21 protein-coding genes are annotated in these 18921 nt (G+C 43.4%); 12 read left to right on the forward strand and 9 right to left on the reverse strand.

From position 1 onward, the window contains the following. The first annotated feature begins 136 nt into the window (after positions 1-136). Both OPS25_RS08225 and OPS25_RS08230 read left to right on the forward strand, forming a co-directional pair. Positions 137-358 carry a TA system antitoxin ParD family protein gene (locus tag OPS25_RS08225; RefSeq protein WP_265617203.1) on the forward strand — a complete coding sequence of 74 codons (222 nt, stop codon included), beginning with the start codon at positions 137-139 and terminating at the stop codon, positions 356-358. Beyond that, the gene (locus tag OPS25_RS08230; RefSeq protein WP_061997674.1) at positions 351-641 is read left to right on the forward strand and encodes a type II toxin-antitoxin system RelE/ParE family toxin; all 291 of its coding nucleotides are present in this window, start codon (positions 351-353) and stop codon (positions 639-641) included. The genes OPS25_RS08225 and OPS25_RS08230 overlap by 8 nt, the downstream gene beginning before the upstream one ends. A gap of 110 nt (positions 642-751) precedes the next feature. On the opposite strand, the gene OPS25_RS08235 is transcribed toward OPS25_RS08230, so the two are convergent. From OPS25_RS08235 to OPS25_RS08250, 4 genes are all read right to left on the reverse strand, one after another. Beyond that, on the reverse strand, positions 752-1138 hold the full coding sequence (locus OPS25_RS08235) for a hypothetical protein (RefSeq protein ID WP_265617206.1): 387 nt from the start codon (positions 1136-1138) through the stop codon (positions 752-754). 69 nt (positions 1139-1207) lie between these two features. Further along, on the reverse strand, positions 1208-1684 hold the full coding sequence (locus OPS25_RS08240) for a hypothetical protein (protein WP_265617207.1): 477 nt from the start codon (positions 1682-1684) through the stop codon (positions 1208-1210). A gap of 107 nt (positions 1685-1791) precedes the next feature. After that, a complete protein-coding gene (locus tag OPS25_RS08245) occupies positions 1792-2052 on the reverse strand; it encodes a hypothetical protein (protein WP_265617208.1) in 261 nt (86 codons plus the stop codon). 121 nt (positions 2053-2173) lie between these two features. Continuing rightward, entirely contained in the window at positions 2174-2509 is a 336-nt protein-coding gene (locus OPS25_RS08250; protein ID WP_265617209.1) for a hypothetical protein, read from the reverse strand. A gap of 383 nt (positions 2510-2892) precedes the next feature. Between OPS25_RS08250 and OPS25_RS08255 the strand changes: the two genes are divergently transcribed. Then, the gene (locus tag OPS25_RS08255; protein ID WP_265617210.1) at positions 2893-3852 is read left to right on the forward strand and encodes an integron integrase; all 960 of its coding nucleotides are present in this window, start codon (positions 2893-2895) and stop codon (positions 3850-3852) included. A 293-nt stretch (positions 3853-4145) separates the two neighbouring features. Here OPS25_RS08255 and rmuC read toward each other — a convergent pair whose 3' ends face one another. Both rmuC and OPS25_RS08265 read right to left on the reverse strand, forming a co-directional pair. Next, positions 4146-5609, reverse strand: coding sequence for a DNA recombination protein RmuC (gene rmuC, locus OPS25_RS08260; protein WP_265617574.1), 1464 nt, complete (start codon positions 5607-5609; stop codon positions 4146-4148). Positions 5610-5663: 54 nt separating this feature from the next. Continuing rightward, on the reverse strand, positions 5664-7193 hold the full coding sequence (locus OPS25_RS08265; protein ID WP_265617211.1) for a fumarate hydratase: 1530 nt from the start codon (positions 7191-7193) through the stop codon (positions 5664-5666). Positions 7194-7506: 313 nt separating this feature from the next. On the opposite strand from OPS25_RS08265, the gene pabB reads away from it, so the two are divergent. From pabB to OPS25_RS08280, 3 genes are all read left to right on the forward strand, one after another. Beyond that, positions 7507-8919, forward strand: coding sequence for an aminodeoxychorismate synthase component I (pabB, locus tag OPS25_RS08270; RefSeq protein WP_265617212.1), 1413 nt, complete (start codon positions 7507-7509; stop codon positions 8917-8919). Next, complete coding sequence (locus OPS25_RS08275) at positions 8912-9493, forward strand: CoA pyrophosphatase (RefSeq protein WP_265617213.1); 582 nt, start codon at positions 8912-8914, stop codon at positions 9491-9493. The genes pabB and OPS25_RS08275 overlap by 8 nt, the downstream gene beginning before the upstream one ends. Before the next feature lie 178 nt (positions 9494-9671). After that, on the forward strand, positions 9672-11042 hold the full coding sequence (locus OPS25_RS08280) for an L-serine ammonia-lyase (RefSeq protein WP_265617214.1): 1371 nt from the start codon (positions 9672-9674) through the stop codon (positions 11040-11042). A gap of 30 nt (positions 11043-11072) precedes the next feature. Here OPS25_RS08280 and cysB read toward each other — a convergent pair whose 3' ends face one another. Then, positions 11073-12047, reverse strand: coding sequence for an HTH-type transcriptional regulator CysB (gene cysB / locus OPS25_RS08285; protein ID WP_265617216.1), 975 nt, complete (start codon positions 12045-12047; stop codon positions 11073-11075). Positions 12048-12302: 255 nt separating this feature from the next. Here cysB and OPS25_RS08290 point away from each other — a divergent pair, with 255 nt between their 5' ends. Both OPS25_RS08290 and OPS25_RS08295 read left to right on the forward strand, forming a co-directional pair. Then, positions 12303-13001, forward strand: coding sequence for a sensor histidine kinase (locus tag OPS25_RS08290; RefSeq protein ID WP_265617575.1), 699 nt, complete (start codon positions 12303-12305; stop codon positions 12999-13001). Positions 13002-13082: 81 nt separating this feature from the next. Then, positions 13083-13844 (forward strand): hypothetical protein, encoded by a 762-nt coding sequence (locus tag OPS25_RS08295; protein ID WP_265617217.1) that lies wholly within the window; start codon positions 13083-13085, stop codon positions 13842-13844. A 46-nt stretch (positions 13845-13890) separates the two neighbouring features. Here OPS25_RS08295 and OPS25_RS08300 read toward each other — a convergent pair whose 3' ends face one another. Next, entirely contained in the window at positions 13891-14787 is an 897-nt protein-coding gene (locus tag OPS25_RS08300; protein WP_265617218.1) for a LysR family transcriptional regulator, read from the reverse strand. Positions 14788-14894: 107 nt separating this feature from the next. Here OPS25_RS08300 and OPS25_RS08305 point away from each other — a divergent pair, with 107 nt between their 5' ends. The 4 genes from OPS25_RS08305 to OPS25_RS08320 all read left to right on the forward strand — a co-directional run bounded on the left by OPS25_RS08305 (position 14895) and on the right by OPS25_RS08320 (position 18571). Beyond that, positions 14895-15602 carry a CoA transferase subunit A gene (locus OPS25_RS08305; RefSeq protein ID WP_265617219.1) on the forward strand — a complete coding sequence of 236 codons (708 nt, stop codon included), beginning with the start codon at positions 14895-14897 and terminating at the stop codon, positions 15600-15602. 1 nt (position 15603) lies between these two features. Continuing rightward, positions 15604-16260, forward strand: coding sequence for a CoA transferase subunit B (locus OPS25_RS08310; protein WP_265617220.1), 657 nt, complete (start codon positions 15604-15606; stop codon positions 16258-16260). Positions 16261-16368: 108 nt separating this feature from the next. Then, positions 16369-17688 (forward strand): DEAD/DEAH box helicase, encoded by a 1320-nt coding sequence (locus OPS25_RS08315; RefSeq protein WP_265617221.1) that lies wholly within the window; start codon positions 16369-16371, stop codon positions 17686-17688. Positions 17689-17779: 91 nt separating this feature from the next. Further along, positions 17780-18571 (forward strand): bestrophin-like domain, encoded by a 792-nt coding sequence (locus OPS25_RS08320; protein ID WP_265617576.1) that lies wholly within the window; start codon positions 17780-17782, stop codon positions 18569-18571. Between the two features lie 58 nt (positions 18572-18629). Here OPS25_RS08320 and OPS25_RS08325 read toward each other — a convergent pair whose 3' ends face one another. Further along, a complete protein-coding gene (locus OPS25_RS08325) occupies positions 18630-18872 on the reverse strand; it encodes an EF-hand domain-containing protein (RefSeq protein ID WP_265617222.1) in 243 nt (80 codons plus the stop codon). Positions 18873-18921 lie beyond the last annotated feature (49 nt).

Here is an 18921-nt window from a genome sequence, read left to right on the forward strand (position 1 = left end):
TACCAAGCGAAGCGCAGGGAGCCTACGAATTTTCTCCCTAGCGAGCGCAGCGAGTGTTAATGCGCTTTTCATACGCAACTTGCTACATATGTAGCGCATTGCTACAATGTAGTGGTGTACTATTAGGAGACATGTTATGGCAACAGCAAGCGTAAGACTAGACCAAAATTTAGTTGAGAAAGCGACCATTATGGGCAAAGCACTAAACAGAACTATGCCAAAACAAATTGAGCACTGGGCAAAGATAGGCGAAATGATGGAAGATAATCCCGATTTACCATACGAATTCGTGAAACAGGCCATTATTTCCAAAGCTGAAAAAGAGGTAGGAAAATTGGAGCCTTACGATTTTGGCTAAGATTACCAGTGTTTTACAGACAGCTAATTTTAAGAGAGCAGTAAAGAAGTTACATCAGAATCAGAAAAAAGATTTGGATAAAGCTGTAAAGGAGCTGATGGATGATCCTCTTTTAGGAGAGCAGAAAAAAGGCGACCTAGCTTTTCTTCGCGTATACAAGTTCAAGATGGTTAAGCAGCTAACTTTACTCGGTTACAGCTACGAGGATGGCACTGTAATACTTGAATTGATAGCACTTGGCTCGCATGAGAACTTTTACCGCGATGTTAAAAAGTTATTCTGACCAATTGCGTATAACTTTGACTTAAAGGGCAGTAACATAGCGGCGAAAATGGCGAAGCCGCCGCTGTGTTGCTGTCCCAGCGCGCCCTTGCGCGCGTTTTAAAGTGCTTGTTATGTGGCAACTTGCTCACCTTTGCTGTGGGCAACTTTTAAACCTAAAAATGTGCCTGCGAGCAATGCAAGCAAAGTAAAAGATAGCTCTATGGCTGAAAGAATACTGTAGCTCATCCCTCCTAGCACAGCGATATAAAATACAACGCAAAACAGGTGTTGTAAAAGAGCTACTATAAAAGCATGTAAATATGGATTAGGAAGACGTTGAAAGCCCATAAGGAAGAAAACTAAGAACCCCATAAACCCAATTGCAAAATACTCGCCCCAAAACCTTAATAAACTAAGTTCTTGATTTATACCTAAGTAGAGGCTAGTTAATGTAGTCGGAGTTACTTGAAAGATTACAAGTAGCAACGAGAATATAAAAATTTTAAACCAACTCATCTGCTTCCATTGCCACATAACATTTAAATGAAGCGGACCCTAAAAACCGCTTATTAATTTTTAGCCACTCTACTTGCCTAGCTCACTTACTAGCAAGTCAAATGGCTCACTTTCTACACCTGAGTGCGATACAGCAACAATTTGAACAACAAAGTCTATTGTTTGGTTTTGGGTACTGCCTAGGTCATACCACGCAAAGCTCAACTCTCTATCTTTAGCCCTATATGAGGAGATTTTTACAGGTTCTGAAGGGAAAATATTCGCAAAAACGTCATCGTTTTTAACTCTAAATTTGTATCCGGTTGTACCAATTGAATTAGCACCATCGACTTTGATGGTAATAATGCCCGCATCGGAACATGAACCTCCATTACCATCATCAAATCCTCTTTGAATGGAAGTAACAGACGCAACTGGAGCCTCAGGTTGCTTGCCACTTAAATAAGTTGGAGATGTTCTAAATGGCTCATAACCGAGCGCTAAACTGCAAGCTAGCGACTGATTAGAAAATACCAGAAGGAATAAAGCTAAAAAAATATATCTCATACTCACCTAGAGTGGCTAACGCTCCGCACATGGTTGACCAAATAAGCGCAGCGTTTTGGACGTCCCAGCGACCAGCGGGAGCGAATGCTGCGGTTTGTTAAGTGTGGCTAGCACTTTGCCCATTCGTATACACCAGCAGATGCATCAATGACGAACTGAGCTTTGTTTTCAACGCACCATTTCTCGAGCTCCAGCCTTAACTGGGGCCAAAGATCCTGTGCCCAACATGGACCTTTCTTTTCCCACGCTGAGTGTGTTGGAAGATAAGCAGTAAGGATTCCCATAGGAAACTCAAGTATAAATGAACCGCCTGGACCAGTAACGACCAGCTCTTCTTTCCATCTTGGCTGAAACTTGAAAATGCTCATCGAAAATCACACTTAACGGCTAAATAAAGGGCAAAAACGCAGCGCCACAATCGCGAAGCGGCGCTGTGTTTTTGTCCCAGTGCGCAACCGCGCACGTTTTAATTTTTTTGTTATACGCACTCTATTCAAGAGCTTGGCCACAGTCACTACAATACTTAGGCTGTGAAAAAAAATTATAGTTTTTATTTGTTTTCCCACAAGCACTACAAAATTTTGTTGAACGGATATTAAAAAAGGAAATAAGTACAATCATCGGTACCATAAAATATATTTCCTCTTTGTCAGAATCCATTAAATACATAACAACTATAAAAAGAGCACCCGCAAAAATGATAAATGGTACCCAAAGTTTTTTCTTACGCTCTGCATTTTTACTAACAAAGAATACCAAAAAACTTATTATAATTAGAACAATCCAAACACCAGAAAATATAAAAAAAATCTCTTCATGACTCATAGCAATTCCTTGTGCTTATAACATCTTATTATGTAGACCTCACAGTAACACACATAGACTTTCACTGCTGGTCTCCACAATTCTTTATTGATATCACTAGCTTACTTTAAAAATTGAGTGTTTTACCATCAGAATTTCTGCGTGTTACTGCTACTTCTCAGTAAACCAGACTTCAAAAAAATTGTTAACCTTATTATTTTCAATGAGTTAGACACGTTTAACACTCATTTTGTGCATTTAGTGAGACTTCACAGTAATTACATACCCAAATCTGAATCCAAACCCATCCCTAGTACAGGCTACATCGCACTCATGACGATTTTATAATGCGTGTTACTGAGAACTCTCAGTAATTACACACAAAACAAAATTGGAAATATTTCATGGCACAAAGCCCGTTTCTTGAAAGTATACGCAAAATAATGAGGACCAAACATTATTCTATTCAGACTGAGAAGACCTATCTTCTATGGATAAAGCGATTCATTCTTTTTAACCAAAAACGTCATCCGAAAGATCTGGGTGACCAAGAGGTCACTGCGTTTCTCACTCATCTTGCTGTTGACAGACATGTTACCTCCTCAACACAAAACTTGGCACTGTGCTCAATCGTGTTTATGTATAAACACGTCTTTGAGCGAGAGCTAACGCTTTTACCGGATACTGTTCGAGCCAGAGCGCCTAAACGAGTACCTACCGTCTTAAGTCATGATGAGGCAATGCAAATCATTAGTCAGATGAGTGAAAAGTATCGGCTCATGTTTTCTTTGTTGTACGGCTGTGGGCTACGTAAAGCTGAACTGCTAAAACTTAGAATAAAAGATATCGATTTCGCTGCGAAAAGTGTTTTTGTATTCTGTGGAAAAGGCGGTAAAGATAGAGTTACGTTGTTACCAAACAATCTAATCGCCTCTCTAAAGGATCAAATTGACGTAGTTCGACAGGTTCACCAAAAGGACATCGCGGAAGGTGGTGGTGAAACAAGTTTGCCTACCGGGCTGGCAAGAAAGTATCCCTATGCGATTAAAGAGTTCAAATGGCAGTATTTGTTCCCCTCGACAAACCGATGCCAGCATCCAGTCGATGGCTATTATTGCCGCCATCATCTGCACTGGACAGCGTTAACCAAAGTGCTAAGAAGAGCAGTTAAAGCATCAGGTATTACAAAGCATGTGACTGCACATACCTTTAGGCACTCATTTGCAACACAACTGCTGCTTTCTGGCGCTGATATCAGGACTGTTCAAGAGTTACTGGGGCATAATGATCTGAGAACCACGCAGATTTACACTCACGTTATAGGTCAGCATTCTTCTGGAACTACAAGCCCTTTAGATAGGTAATTCTTCAGCGGACAAATGTCCGCTAATCATTGTTTGCCAATCAGATGTCTAGAGAATAGATTTTGGAAATAACGAGAATAGCGAGTTACCGCTTTCTACCCACAGTGATCAGTCAAACCTGAGTTGCTCTGCGTCTGCATATGGCACTTACAGATAGTAAGAGACTACAACAATGAAGGTCTGCTCCTTGTCTTTTGCTGCCTGTCAGATTAAATCGACACTTCCCACCCAAAATGCCTGATCCGATGTATGATCCTACATGTTAAACATTGTGCTTGCATCCCCGCACCTATTTACAGATTTTCAGTCTCGTCATCCAGTTCGTTGTTAACTAATTCACCTGCTAAACGTTTAGATGATTGCACCCCTAAGAGACGAAAATGTTCTACTTGCCGTACCATGTTTCCCCTTCCCTGACTCAATTTACTGAAGGCTCCTTCATAATGTTTCTGAGTCGTCTCCAGTGACTTACCAATTTTTTCCATATCGGTGATAAAGCCAACGAATTTGTCATATAACTTAGTGGCATGTTGCGCTATTTTCTGCGCGTTCTGATTTTGGTACTCATATTGCCAGATGTTATTTATTGTGCGTAGGGCCACAAGTAAATTAGTCGGGCTCACCAACATGATGTTATGTGAAAGCGCCAGATTAACCAGTTCGGGATCTTCTTCGATGGCCAATAAAAAAGCCGGTTCAATCGGAATAAACATCAACACATAATCCAGCGTCTTAATACTTTCAAGGTGCTGATAATTTTTCGCTCCGAGCCCTTTAATATGAGTTCGAATTGAATTCACATGTTCAGTTAACAACCGTTTTCGTTCGATCTCTTCCTCAGCATTATAGAATCGCTCATAGGCAGACAAACTCACTTTTGAATCAATGATGACATCTTTATTGTTAGGCAGATGCACTACAACATCAGGTTGTCGGAGTTTTCCCGCTTCATTACGGGCACTCACCTGAATTTCAAATTCATGTCCTTCACGCAATCCAGATTCAGTTAAAATGCGTTCGAGTACGACTTCACCCCAATTACCCTGTTTTTTATTATCACCTTTTAGGGCTTGAGTAAGTGCGGCCGCTTCCTCAGTGATTTTTTGATTGAGCTCTTTTAAGGTATGAATTTCTGTCTTTAACGATGCACGCTCCTGGCCTTCACGAATATATTGATCACTAACCTGTTTCTTAAATCCTTCGATCTGTTCTTTAAGTGGTGACAATATCGCGGTCAGGCCTGACTCGTTTAATTTGCTAAAATTTTCGCTCTTTTGCTCAAAAATCTTATTGGCTAGATTCTCAAATTGCGTTTGTAAGCGTTGCTCAGCTTGTTCCATGAGGGCTAACTTCTCCTCATGGGACTTTTCAATTTCAATCAGGCGCGCTGATTTAGCTTCATAGCGACCATGTAGCGCCGCGTAATCACGTTTGCTTTCGTTAAGTTCATAACGCAACTGTGACAAGCGTTCTTCATTTTGCTCGAGTTGTTCGGCTTTTGCTGTTAACTCGCCAAGTTGAGTACGAGAATGATAAATCTGCTCGCGATGCGCGTTTAACTCATCTTCAAGTTTATAAATCTGGTGCGCCGATTCAGCTTGAGATTGTGCTAGTTGATGTTTTAACACCGTATTTTCTGCGATAAATTCCTGAATAGCTTTAGCCTGTTTCCTATGCCCAAGTAGCCAGCCAAACATAAAACTCAAAATTACCGCCACACCTATAAGTGCCAGCGAAGGTAGGTGGTCAAAATACATCACGTCTAAATAGTCCGTATAAAAGTAGGGAGCCAGTCGGCCCCCATCAGTATATTATTTGGAAAGTTCAGCGTCTAATGACTCAATATTTGCTTTCCAGATTGCAGGTCCGGTCTCGTGGGCATTAGCGCCCGTACTATCCACGGCTACGGTAACGGGCATGTCTTCGACTTCAAATTCGTAAATAGCTTCCATCCCTAAGTCTTCGAACGCCACCACACGCGCCTTCTTAATGGCTTTTGAGACGAGATAAGCGGCGCCGCCCACTGCCATTAAATATACCGCTTGATGTTGAGCAATAGATTTGACGGTGGCCGGTCCGCGCTCAGCTTTACCGATCATGCCAATAAGTCCGGTTTGCTCAAGCATCATGTCAGTAAATTTATCCATTCGCGTCGCGGTAGTTGGGCCGGCCGGGCCAACCACTTCATCGCCTACCGCATCAACTGGCCCTACGTAATAAATAAATCGATTAGTGAGATCTACCCCTTCGGGGAGACCTTCGCCATTTTCAAGCATGGTTTGAATGCGTTTATGTGCAGCGTCGCGACCTGTCAGCATTTTGCCAGAAAGCAGTACTGTCTCTCCTACTTTCCAATCCTGGATATCGGCTTTGGTTAAATTATCCATATTTACGCGGCGAGTATTTTCGCTGACTTCCCAGGTGACTTCTGGCCATTCTTCTAGTTTTGGCGCTTTCAATTCAGCTGGCCCACTGCCATCAAGATAAAAGTGCGCGTGACGTGTTGCCGCACAATTAGGGATCATTGCTACCGGTTTGGATGCAGCGTGGGTGGGGACAGACTTAATTTTTACGTCGACAACTGTGGTTAAACCACCAAGCCCCTGCGCACCAATACCGAGTTTGTTGACGCGTTCAAATATTTCGAGACGAAGTTTTTCGTCGGTAGTTTGTGGGCCTCGCTCCATCAATTCTTGTATATCCACCGGATCCATCAGGCTTTCTTTAGCTAATACTGCTGCCTTTTCGGCTGTGCCGCCGATGCCCAAACCAAGCATACCGGGTGGGCACCAGCCCGCTCCCATAGTAGGCAAGGTCTTAACCACCCAGTCAGCAATATCATCACTTGGGTTGAGCATCACCATCTTCGATTTATTTTCTGAGCCACCACCTTTGGCGGCGATCATGACTTCAACTTTATCGCCTGTAACCATATCAATATGCACAACTGCTGGCGTATTGTCTTTGGTGTTTTTTCTTGCCCCTGCCGGATCGGAAACAATGGATGCTCGCAACGGATTGTCTGAATTGAGGTAGGCACGACGTGTTCCTTCATCCACCATCTGCTGTACCGTCATATCGTGCTTGTCCCACTGCACGGACATGCCTATTTTCACAAAACAGGTGACAATACCGGTATCCTGACACAACGGCCGTTTCCCTTCCGCGGACATGCGTGAATTGATTAAAATTTGCGCCATCGCATCTTTTGCCGCCTGGCTTTGTTCTTTTAAATAAGCCTGTTCAACAGCTTTCACATAATCCAGCGGGTGATAGTAAGATATAAACTGAAGGGCATCCTCAATGCTGTCAATAAAGTCTTGTTGACGAATTACGGTCATGTCTTCCTCGTGTATTTTACGGCCTGTTTTATCATCTTTGTTAGCAAAGCTATGTTCATCGGCTGCGATATTCTGGCACTAACTGTTCCTGCTTCGACACTGTAACAAGAAAAATTGTGTTAACGGTGAAGCACAGGCTAAAGATAGATAAACGGTTTAATTATAGTCTTGGCATTACAAAAAAGCGTATACTAGCGCAAGTTAACAATGCTCACCAAGCAATTAGCCGTTCAAGGCAAATATATTTTAAAAAAGTATGCTTCGTGTGCCTTTATCGCCCGAATTAAAATCAATTTATTTTTCACTTGTTCATATGTTTGATAATTTGCCTAAAGAAATCACGGTAACTGCACTTACGTGCCCTGCGTCGGTTAACTTACACGCGTTGTTCGAATGCATCGAAAGCTCACCTTTTTCAGTTTTATTTGATTCAGCACAAAGTCGCGAAAGCAACGCCCGATTTAATATAGCCGTATGGGCACCAGCCTTTGTGGTGATGGCAGAACATGGGCGTACCATTATCCACGATCAAATGACGGGTAAATGCAGCCAGAGCAACGAGAAGCCCCTGCAAACGGTGAGCAACCTGTTACAAGCGCACCTTGGACATTTTTCGATTAATAGTGAGCTGGCAGCAGAGACGATCAGCGCCCTCCCCTTTCTGGTCGGCGCAGTGGGGTTATGTAGTTATGATCTTGGAAGATATTATGAACAATTGCCCTCGCACGCATTAAACCAGCTTAGCTGTCCGGATATGGCTATTGGTATTTATGAACATGCGCTCATTGAAGATAGCGTATCAGGGGAAATTTTTGAATGCAGACTTTCGACTCGTCCAGCTATTGATGTTCAAGAATGGCTCAACAGGAAAATAACTCAACCCTCTTTTTCATTGCGATCTCAATGGCAGGCCAATCTATCCCAGTCAGAATATACGCAAGCGCTCAATAAAATTAACGACTACCTGCAGGCTGGTGATTGTTATCAGGTAAATATGGCACAACGGTTCTGTGCAAATTACGAAGGAAGTGAGTGGGACGCCTATCTTAAGTTGCAACGCCAAAATAGAGCCCCATTTTCCGTTTTCATGCGCCTGCCGGACAACTGCGTTTTAAGCATTTCTCCTGAGCGCTTCCTATCCGTCAATCAAACCAATGTTGAAACCAAGCCCATCAAAGGCACGCGACCACGATATACAGACCCTGCCCAAGACAAGGAAAGCAGCGAGTCACTGCTGAACGCTGACAAAGATCGTGCTGAAAACTTAATGATTGTTGATTTGCTGCGAAATGATTTAAGCAAGCATTGTCAGCCCCATTCGGTGGAGGTCCCTTCACTTTTCGCACTTGAAAGCTACGCTGCTGTTCATCATCTTGTCAGTACAGTTAAAGGTAAGTTAAAGTCAGACAGCAGCGCCTGGGATCTGCTGGCAGGCGCTTTTCCAGGGGGCTCGATAACAGGAGCTCCAAAAATAAGAGCGATGCAAATCATTGACGAATTAGAGCCTCACCGGCGGCATGTCTATTGTGGCAGCATGTTATACATGGGCATCCGCGGTGACATGGATTCCAGCATTCTTATTCGCACATTGCTTACCGAAAATAACCGCATTTATTGTTGGGCTGGTGGAGGGATTGTTTTGGATTCCGATGCCGCAGATGAATATCAGGAAACACTGGATAAAGTATCGAAAATTTTACCGGTGTTGGGGGAAATGCATGAATAGAACGGAATTCATCCGTCGCTATCATCATATTGAGCGAGTACGTTCAGAAAGCGATTATCCGCTTTCTTATACGGGTCGGCCCGCCGCAGTTCTCATTCCGCTGGTGGATTATCAAGACGAATTGAAAGTATTGTTAACTGAACGCGCCCATCACTTACGCCACCATGCAGGACAAGTTTCGTTTCCTGGCGGGGGTGCTGAGACCGGTGACAGTTTTCCCGTCGGTACGGCTCTACGCGAAGCCGAAGAGGAAATTGGCTTACCCCCCGAAAATGTGCAAATTATCGGTACGTTACCCAACTATCGTACGATCAGCGGCTATACCATCAAACCCGTTTTAGGATTTGTCGAACCTCATTGCAAATTAACGCTGGATCAGAACGAGGTGGCGAGTGCCTTTGAGGCCCCCCTTTCTTTCCTAATGGACCGTTCAAACCACTTAATCCATCAAACGCATAGACATGGGCAAACGTTTCCCATTTATTTTATTCCTTGGAAGGCTTACATGATTTGGGGGGCGACTGCTGCGATTTTACGAAATCTGTCATTTCATTTAATCGCCGAAGAGACATGAATGAATTGATTTATTTCTGCGCTATTTAACCTTATCAGTTACTTTCACATTGTTCTTTTACTATCAAGTTAAGTTTACAGACGTCCCTCCTCATCTTAAGCTACATTTTCTTAACTATGTTGTAGTTAGCTTGGACTACATGCATGATCACATAAAATATAGTTTGGACTTAGACCCTATGATTAGTATTTTCGATATGTTCAGTATCGGGATTGGCCCGTCAAGCTCGCATACTGTAGGCCCCATGCGGGCTGGCGCTGAGTTTGCTGCAAAACTTAAAAGCGATAATATACTTGAACAGATCACCTCCATAAAAGTAGAACTGTACGGTTCACTAGGGCAAACCGGAAAAGGCCATGGGACAGGCAAAGCGGTTATCCTGGGGTTATTGGGAGAGTTGCCCGAATCAGTAGAGGTTGATTCGATTGAAAGGCGACTTGAAGAAATTCATGACAGTCAAAAATTGCTGCTAAATGGCGAGCATGAAGTTGCCTTCCCAAATAAAAATGCCATTGTATTTCATCGCCGTAAGTCGTTACCACGACATGCAAATGCGCTCACTTTCTTTGCCTATAAAGGGGAGGAAGCCATTCGTCAGCAGACCTACTACAGTATTGGTGGCGGTTTCATTATTAAAGACGAAGAGTTTGAAGAAGTTAAAGATCACGCTTTGTCTCAGCAAGCAAAGGTTCCCTTTCCGTTTAAGAGCGCTAACGAACTGTTGGCAATGTGTCGAGAACATGGGCTTTGCATCAGTTCATTAATGATGAAAAACGAAGCTGTTCATCGGCCGGTAAAAGAAGTCCGTTCAATGCTTTTTGATATTTGGCAGGTAATGCAAGCCTGTATCAATCGTGGCATTGAAAGTGAGGGAATTTTACCTGGCGGTTTAAAAGTGGTTCGACGCGCACCTGGTCTTTACCGCCGCTTACAAAACGAACGCTCTAATGATCCTATGCAAACTATGGATTGGGTAAATTTGTTTGCATTGGCGGTGAATGAAGAAAATGCAGCGGGCGGTCGCGTGGTCACAGCGCCCACCAATGGTGCCGCAGGGATCATTCCAGCCGTCATGCAATACTATGATAAATTTGTTCGTCCTATGGATGCAGAAACCGCGAGTCGCTTTCTTTTGACTGCTGGAGCCATCGGGATTTTATACAAAGAGAATGCTTCTATTTCAGGAGCAGAAGTAGGCTGCCAGGGTGAAGTGGGTGTTGCCTGTTCCATGGCAGCTGGTGCCTTAGCAGAAATTATGGGTGGCTCTGTGGCTGCGGTAGAAAATGCGGCTGAGATTGGAATGGAGCACAATTTGGGCTTAACCTGCGATCCGGTAGGCGGTTTGGTCCAGGTTCCATGTATCGAACGTAATGCGATGGGTGCCATAAAAGCGATTAATGCCTCCCGTTTAGCCTTGCGCGGAAGTGGTGAACACAAAGTGTCGTTGGATAAAGTTATTAAAACGATGCGTGAGACAGGCAATGATATGAAAACGAAATACAAAGAAACCGCGCGAGGCGGTTTGGCAGTGAATATAATTGAATGTTAACACCTTATCTGGGCAGCAAGTAGCTGCCCGTTATTTAACTGGCAAGGTCACACCTTTAAACATTTTTTCCACCTCATCGTTATTTTTACACATCATCGCTTTTTCAATTTTATCTTTGCTTAAGTGTGGCGCAAAACGTTCGATGAAGTCATACATATAACTGCGCAGAAAAGAACCCTTTCTGAAACCGATTTTTGTTGTACTGTAGTCAAACAAGTGACTGGCATCGATTTTTACCAAATCTGCATCCAGCTCTTCACTTACCGCCATGGACGCAATGACACCGATACCTACCCCTAGTCTGACATACGTTTTTATCACGTCAGCATCCGTCGCAGTGAATACAATTTTGGGGGTGAGGCCAGCACGTTCGAATGCCTGGTCAAGTTCACTTCTGCCAGTAAATCCAAATACATAGGTGACTAATGGGTATTTAGCGATATCGCTGATTTCAATTGATTCTTTTTTAGAAAGCGGGTGATTTTTATTTACGATTACACTACGGTTCCAGTGGTAACACGGTAGCATGACCAAATCGTTATAGAGGTGCAGTGCTTCCGTTGCAATAGCAAAGTCAGCTTCGCCTTTCGCCGCCAGATCGGATATTTGAGAAGGCGTCCCCTGGTGCATATGCAAGGAGACTTTGGGGTACTTGTTCATAAACCCCTGGATAACATCCGGTAACGCGTAACGCGCCTGGGTATGCGTAGTCGCAATGTTCAGTTTGCCCTGATCAGGTAAAGTATGTTCGCGGGCAACTGCCTTTATACTCTCGACTTTGGCTAAAATTTCTCTGGATATGTTGATAACATCATGCCCTGCATCGGTAACATGGGTAAGATGTTTACCGCTACGTCCAAAAATTTGAACGCCTAATTCGTCTTCCAACATGCGTACTTGCTTACTTATCCCTGGTTGAGAGGTGTACAAGCTCTCTGCTGTGGCTGAAACGTTCAGATTGTTATTGAGCACTTCAACGATATAGCGCAGCTGTTGTAATTTCATATCAAGGTATCCGCTACCTACTGGAATTTTATTCGGTTAATGATAACGTTATATCGAAATCTCACCATGATTGCTATAAAACTTTAATGTTAGGGAATAAATAAGCCGTGCATTTGCGAACAAGAGAAATATTTCAACTACCTTACGTATTCATTTATTAACGTAGTTATAAGAATATATTTTTTCTATCATTTCCCTTTTAAGTAGCGTATAAAAGGATGAATAGTCGTGTATAAAAAAATCGAATCTGAGCAGATGGATCACACTAACGCCACTTCCAATATAGACTTCTCCTCCGTGTTGGCGGCTGCAGTTCACGATATGAAAAATTCCCTGTGTCTGTTGATACAATCAATCGAAAATCTATCAGACTCTATACCTAGAGAACTTGACGAAGCACATAATCAAGTCGCCAATGTTCATTACGAAGCCTCACGATTAAATACAAACCTCGTGCAGATGCTGTCTCTTTACCGCGCTCAACTTGAAACATTGCCGATCACAGTCGATGAACACTTTATTGCGGATTTGTTTGAAGATGTAACGGGTTCGAATGCGTTATATTCAAATCAGCGAAAAGTGGCCATCGAGGTCAATGTTGCTGACGATTTGAGCTGGTATCTGGATGGGGATTTAGTTTACATGCTAATAAACGATGTAGTGGTAAACGCTTTACGATACGGTACATCAAAAATTCGCCTGAGCGCTAAAGAAGAGCATTCTCATTTAGTCATCAGTGTAGAAGATGATGGTCCTGGCTACCCCGACGATATGATGATTAAAAGCAATACTGAACTATCTGAATTTCACGTCAGCCAAGGCAGAACAGGATTAGGGCTATTCTTTGCCCGACTAATTGCTGCGGCTCATACCCGGGATACTTTGTGTGGAACTATCACCCTATCGAATGGTGGTGAACTAGGTGGTAGTGTTTTTGTTGTCAAATTACCGTAAACTCTGCCGAAATAGTATTAATGAAAAACTGTCGCAGTCGATAATGATGTATGCGCCAAGAACAAGCGAGCTTAACGATTTATGTTCACTATAATAATAATTTTAATCGTAGTGCTGATTATCGCAGCCATTTTTATTAATGCGTTTCAGCAGCATCGTGCAAAGCTGGAGGCTGAAGAACGGGCCGAAGTCGCCAAGCAAAAAGCCATTATCGATGAAACAGAAAATATCATGATGGCCGCGAGTAATATGCCAATATCACCGCGTATCTTACAAATTTTACAGAATCGGATCGTTAATGCTTTAAAAGCGATACGTTCTACCAGACAGTCCACGGCAGATATCAAACAACGTATTTCCGATGCGGAGAACCGCGCCAATGCACTGGAAAATACGGATAGTTTACCCGTCAACGATTTTACTTTGCCTGATAACGACAAGATGATAATTCAATATATACAGGCGGTAAAAAAGCTCAGAATCATGTTGCGGTCCGAGCATTCGAAAGGGAAAGTGGATACGAAGACATTTATCGAAGAAGACAAAAATCTAGAGCGCCTGCAACTAAAAGTTAATGTTGAAACACTCGCGCGACGAGGCCGCAAGGCAATGAATTCTGGAATGTTAGGTTCGGCAAGACAGTATTTTGAAAAAGCAATAATTGCGCTGGAAGCACAAACTCAGCCTGACGAGTACGTCACCTCGCGTCTTCAAACCCTTAAAGACTGGCTGCACGAAATTCAGGATAATTTAAAAAATACCAACGCTGAAGATCGTGCACGTAAAAAAGAAGCTGAGCGAGATGAGCTGGACGAACTTTTTGCTCCGAAGAAAAAGTGGTAAGCATCGAAAGGGATGCGCACTAACGTCGAATCTGTACCCTATGCGCTCATTTGGTGATCGTAGCCTGATCACAACACTGTTCCCAAAGTGTCAGTGAAGCTACTGACATACTGCCCCGCAGCGAACGCACTACTCCTACATTTTTTTGTAGCGGAGAATTGCGTAATGGCAAACACGTAAGCCCTATATTTTCCATTTGCTCCTGACACAATGATGGAACGATGGAAATACCCATGTTCTGTTTGATTAACTGACCTATTGTGCCCAACTGACCCATTTCGGCAACAATGTTCAGTGGGTCATGCCTTAAAGCAATTTCATCAATCCATTTGCGCAGTGATGAGCCACGGTTCATAGCAATAAAATCAGATTGGCAGACGGTTTCCCACTCCACCCCCAATGAGCATTGAGCAAGTGGATGACCAGAGGGCACCACAACAATAAATGCATCTTTAAATAAGGGATAAAAACACAAGCCATCGCAATTTTCTGGCTCAAAGGTAAAACCCAGCTCTACCCTTCCTCCCACAACCAGTTCAATCACTTTTTCCATCACTACGTCCATAACACGTATTCGCACGTTGGGCTGGTTAAGATGAAAGCGCTGAAGGATGCCAGGCAAGCGGGAGGCCGCAAAGGATGGCATTGCTGCGATGGAAAGTGTCCCTTTTTTCATCGCAAATAAGTTCTGCATATCCAGGACGGTATCATCCCACTCATAAATCAATCGTTTTGCTTTTGGCAACAAAGTGCGACCTTCTGGGGTAAGTTGTACGCGACGAGTGCTTCTGGAAAACAATGCCCCGCCTAACTGTGCTTCCATTTTTTTGATGGCAATTGACAGGGCTGGTTGCGTAATGTGTAGTTTGTCTGCAGCCTCGGCAAAAGTGGTGGACTCCGCCACTTGGATAAAAGCATTCATATTACGGTAGGATATAGACATAGATGTTTATAAATTTTATTTATTAATCTTGATATTAAATTAATTTTACAATTTATTTTTACTCCCTGATACTTCCTATTAACAAAAACAATGATTAGGAGAGCAAAATGTCTGGTTTTGATAAGGTAGTCACCAGCTACGAACAAGCCATGCAGGGCCTAAAAGATAATATGACCGTGATCGCCGGTGGTTTCGGTTTGTGTGGTATTCCTGAAGGGCTGATTGCCCAAATTAAAAAGCAAGGGGTGAAAGGGTTAACCATTGTCTCGAACAATTGTGGCGTTGACGGCTTCGGGCTAGGCATCTTGTTAGAAGATAAACAAATTAAGAAGATGGTTTCATCCTATGTGGGTGAAAATGCGTTGTTTGAAAAACAACTTCTCAATGGTGAATTGGAAGTAGAGCTCACACCACAGGGCACGCTGGCAGAAAAAATGCGCGCAGGTGGAGCGGGCATTCCTGCGTTTTATACGGCGACCGGGTATGGTACCCCCGTGGGCGAAGGTAAGGAGGTAAAGGAGTTTAATGGCCGTCCTTACATACTTGAAGAATCAATAACTGGTGATTTCGCCATCGTTAAAGCGTGGAAGGCGGATCGCTTCGGTAACTGCATATACCGTCACACCGCGCAAAACTTCAACCCTATGGCCGCGACCGCGGGCAAAATTACAGTAGTAGAAGTTGAGGAAATTGTGGAACCAGGTGAATTGGATCCCACCCAGATCCATACCCCTGGCATTTACGTTGACCGCGTAATTAAAGGTACCTTTGAAAAGCGCATCGAACGCAAAGTATTGGCTAAGGAGGATCGTTAAGATGGCATTAACCAGAGATCAAATTGCAATGCGCGTAGCGCGTGAATTCCAGGATGGTAGTTATGTCAATTTGGGGATCGGTATTCCTACGCTGGCAGCGAATTATGTTCCGGACGGTATTGAAGTCATGTTGCAGTCAGAAAATGGTTTGCTTGGCATGGGACGTTATCCCACGGAAGACGAAGTGGATGCAGATATGATTAACGCAGGTAAAGAAACCGTCACTGCAATTGCAGGCGCGTCTATCTTTAATTCGGCTGAAAGCTTTGCCATGATTCGCGGCGGCCATGTAGACTTTACTGTGCTTGGAGCCTTTGAAGTGGATGTAAATGGGAATATCGCATCATGGATGATCCCAGGCAAATTAGTTAAAGGAATGGGAGGTGCAATGGACTTAGTCGCCGGGGCGAAGAACATTATTGTTACCATGACGCATGCTGACAAACATGGCAACTCTAAGCTCCTGCCCTCTTGTACTCTTCCGTTAACAGGGGTTAATTGTATTACACGGATTATCACTGATCTGGCGGTGCTAGAAGTGGCTAATGGCGCCTTCCATTTAAAAGAACGCGCTCCCGGCGTGTCGGTGGAAGAAATAAAGGAAAAAACGGCGGGTAAATTAATCGTCGAGGGTAACATTCCAGAAATGACGCTGTAATCGTTGTCACCTTGCGGGCTCCCCTAGCCCGCAATCTTTCTGCTGCAGACTTTATAATGCTGTTACAATAGCGGATAATAACCGTTTTTAAGCAACCGAGCGTTTACATTGCAGATATCTGACCTCCCAGTCCACCACAAAATCGTTTCCCGTCTTGTAGAGAAAGGATTTCAAGAACTTACTGAAATACAGCAGAAAACCATTCTGCCAGCGTTAAAAGGTCAGGATATTATTGCATCGTCGAAAACAGGTTCGGGTAAAACCCTGGCTTTTCTCATTCCCACCGTACATCGATTATTGAGCCAAAAAGCGTTGAGTAAGCAAGACCCCCGCGTGCTTATTCTTGCACCGACCAGAGAGTTGGCAAAACAGGTATTTGGGGAGGTAAAAACACTGACTAGTTCTTTAGGACTTAAAAGCGTACTGGTCTTAGGCGGGGAGAATTTTAATGACCAGGCTAAGCAGTTGCGTAAAAACCCTCATATTATTGTTGGTACTGCTGGGCGGATTGCAGACCATCTTCGCGACAAAGCATTCTTTCTGAATGGGCTGGAACTGCTTATACTGGATGAGGCAGATCGTATGCTGGACCTGGGTTTTGCCGACGCCCTTATTCAGATTAATGAACAGGCTGATCATCGCAAACGACAAACCTTAATGTTCTCCGCTACCGCCGATTCTGTCGCAATGACCTCGTTAAGCAAGCAGTTATTAAAGTCGCCGGTACGCATTGCGGTGGGAGACGCAGGCGCAGAACATGGTGATATTCAACAACAACTTTATTTTGCCGATCATATTGAACATAAAGACGAACTGCTGCAACTATGCATAGATAATGAAACGTTTAATCAGGCGATTATTTTTACGGCAACCCGAGAGGACACCAGCAGGCTGACTGAATTGCTCAACCAAAAGCAACGATTCGCTGTTTCTCTTAGCGGTGAGCTAGCCCAAAGCAAACGCGCTAATATTATGTCTGAATTTGCCCGCGGTAAGCACAGTATTTTAGTTACCACTGACGTGGCTTCAAGAGGACTGGATTTACCCAAAGTGGGATTGGTGATTAATTTTGATTTACCAAAACATGCAGATGAATATATACACCGTATCGGAAGGACGGGCCGGGCTGGAAATAAAGGAAATGCAATATCGTTAGTGGGTCCTCGAGACTGGTCAAGTTTTCTGGAGATTAAACAGAATGTGAGTTATTCCCTTAATTGCGTGCCCCATGCTGATTCGCCTGCTAAATTCACCGGTAAAAAAATCAAAAAGAACAAGACTGATAATTCAGAGGCCGGTAAACACGTTACCCCAACCGCCCCGGATGAAGGTAAAACTACCAAGCGCGTCAAAACCATGTCTGGAGAAGATGCCGGACACATGCCTGTGAAACGCAAGCGCGTGCAATCCAACTTTAAAGATGATTGAACCTAACGCTGAGCTTGTAAAACTCATTGATTGTTAAACTAAATATTGCAATGCTGGTGGTTATTTAACTATATATAAGGGATAAAATTTGGTGGAGCAGTCAGAATTGCTTTTTAGTTTCAGTAGTATTTCGATAGCACTTGTACTTTTCGTGGCCATTATGTCTTTCAACGAACTCAGTTTCCGCCTGGGTCGCGTTGTACAAGCGAGTACAGATGACGAGGTAAAAGCCTTAACGGGTGCAGTTCAAGGCAGTATCCTAGGGTTATTGGCTTTACTGCTTGGCTTTACCTTTAGTATGTCAATGCAGCGGTTCGATAATCGCAGCATGGCATTGATCGATGAAGCAAATGCAATTGGGACAGCCCTCTTGCGGGTGCAACTTCTGCCTGAAGCATACCAACCGCAGGCAAAGTCCCTATTTAAGGAATACATAAAGCTACGGGTTCAGGTAAGCAAAGTCCCCTTAGATGAGAAAAATGTAAGAATGGCATTTGATGGTAAAGTGGCAGAGATACAAAATCAGTTATGGCAGCTAGCTGTGGCCGTCTCCAAAGAGGATCCTCGTCCAGTAACCAGTGGTGCTTTTACGCAAGCATTAAATGCAGCAATAGACAGTCAAGGTAAACGTAATGCTATTTTGCGTTCTCATGTCCCCGAACCCATCCTGTTTCTGCTGTTTGTGGTCTTCGTCGCTTCCGTTGGGATCATGGGCTACTCTTCGGGTTTAACCGGAAAGCGAATTACGCTCCCTTTAACCTTAGTGTCATTTTTGATCACCCTTATCGTATTTATCATAATTGACTTAGATCGCCCCAAAAGAGGTTTAATTAAGGTTAATCAATCGGCCTTGCAGGAATTAATCCTCTTTACTCGTGACTGAAACGAACCCAATAAAAAAGGCAGCGGAAGCTGCCTTTACTTGATTTTGCTTTTTTAAGTTAGTATTCCCACCAACCTTCCTGCCACCAGGAAAGAAATTCTTCAAAATCAATGTAACCATCATTATTACTATCGATAAGCTTAAAGCCCTCTTCCACATGACTGGCTTTGGTTTTTGGAGACAATACCGTTAATAGCTCGATAAATTCAGGTAAATCAATCTGACCGTTTCCATCACGATCAAAGAAATTGAAATCACTTTGTATTTCAGCAATTTTTTTTTCTGAAAGTTGGGCTTCCACTTATATTCCCTACTTGATTACTTCGATAAGAAGCCAGTGTACCGTCCAC

Source organism: Alteromonas aquimaris (assembly GCF_026183695.1).
Taxonomy (GTDB): Bacteria; Pseudomonadota; Gammaproteobacteria; order Enterobacterales; family Alteromonadaceae; genus Alteromonas; species Alteromonas aquimaris.

Excerpts from the sequence above, each read along its gene's own strand:
- cysB (WP_265617216.1), bottom strand. The coding sequence starts at position 12,047 with ATGAAATTACAACAGCTGCGCTATATCGTTGAAGTGCTCAATAACAAT.
- OPS25_RS08245 (WP_265617208.1), bottom strand. The coding sequence starts at position 2,052 with ATGAGCATTTTCAAGTTTCAGCCAAGATGGAAAGAAGAGCTGGTCGTT.
- OPS25_RS08255 (WP_265617210.1), top strand. The coding sequence starts at position 2,893 with ATGGCACAAAGCCCGTTTCTTGAAAGTATACGCAAAATAATGAGGACC.
- OPS25_RS08240 (WP_265617207.1), bottom strand. The coding sequence starts at position 1,684 with ATGAGATATATTTTTTTAGCTTTATTCCTTCTGGTATTTTCTAATCAG.
- OPS25_RS08295 (WP_265617217.1), top strand. The coding sequence starts at position 13,083 with ATGTTCACTATAATAATAATTTTAATCGTAGTGCTGATTATCGCAGCC.
- OPS25_RS08275 (WP_265617213.1), top strand. The coding sequence starts at position 8,912 with ATGAATAGAACGGAATTCATCCGTCGCTATCATCATATTGAGCGAGTA.
- pabB (WP_265617212.1), top strand. The coding sequence starts at position 7,507 with ATGTTTGATAATTTGCCTAAAGAAATCACGGTAACTGCACTTACGTGC.
- OPS25_RS08290 (WP_265617575.1), top strand. The coding sequence starts at position 12,303 with ATGGATCACACTAACGCCACTTCCAATATAGACTTCTCCTCCGTGTTG.
- OPS25_RS08265 (WP_265617211.1), bottom strand. The coding sequence starts at position 7,193 with ATGACCGTAATTCGTCAACAAGACTTTATTGACAGCATTGAGGATGCC.
- rmuC (WP_265617574.1), bottom strand. The coding sequence starts at position 5,609 with ATGTATTTTGACCACCTACCTTCGCTGGCACTTATAGGTGTGGCGGTA.
- OPS25_RS08300 (WP_265617218.1), bottom strand. The coding sequence starts at position 14,787 with ATGTCTATATCCTACCGTAATATGAATGCTTTTATCCAAGTGGCGGAG.
- OPS25_RS08305 (WP_265617219.1), top strand. The coding sequence starts at position 14,895 with ATGTCTGGTTTTGATAAGGTAGTCACCAGCTACGAACAAGCCATGCAG.
- OPS25_RS08250 (WP_265617209.1), bottom strand. The coding sequence starts at position 2,509 with ATGAGTCATGAAGAGATTTTTTTTATATTTTCTGGTGTTTGGATTGTT.
- OPS25_RS08310 (WP_265617220.1), top strand. The coding sequence starts at position 15,604 with ATGGCATTAACCAGAGATCAAATTGCAATGCGCGTAGCGCGTGAATTC.
- OPS25_RS08280 (WP_265617214.1), top strand. The coding sequence starts at position 9,672 with ATGATTAGTATTTTCGATATGTTCAGTATCGGGATTGGCCCGTCAAGC.
- OPS25_RS08235 (WP_265617206.1), bottom strand. The coding sequence starts at position 1,138 with ATGAGTTGGTTTAAAATTTTTATATTCTCGTTGCTACTTGTAATCTTT.
- OPS25_RS08225 (WP_265617203.1), top strand. The coding sequence starts at position 137 with ATGGCAACAGCAAGCGTAAGACTAGACCAAAATTTAGTTGAGAAAGCG.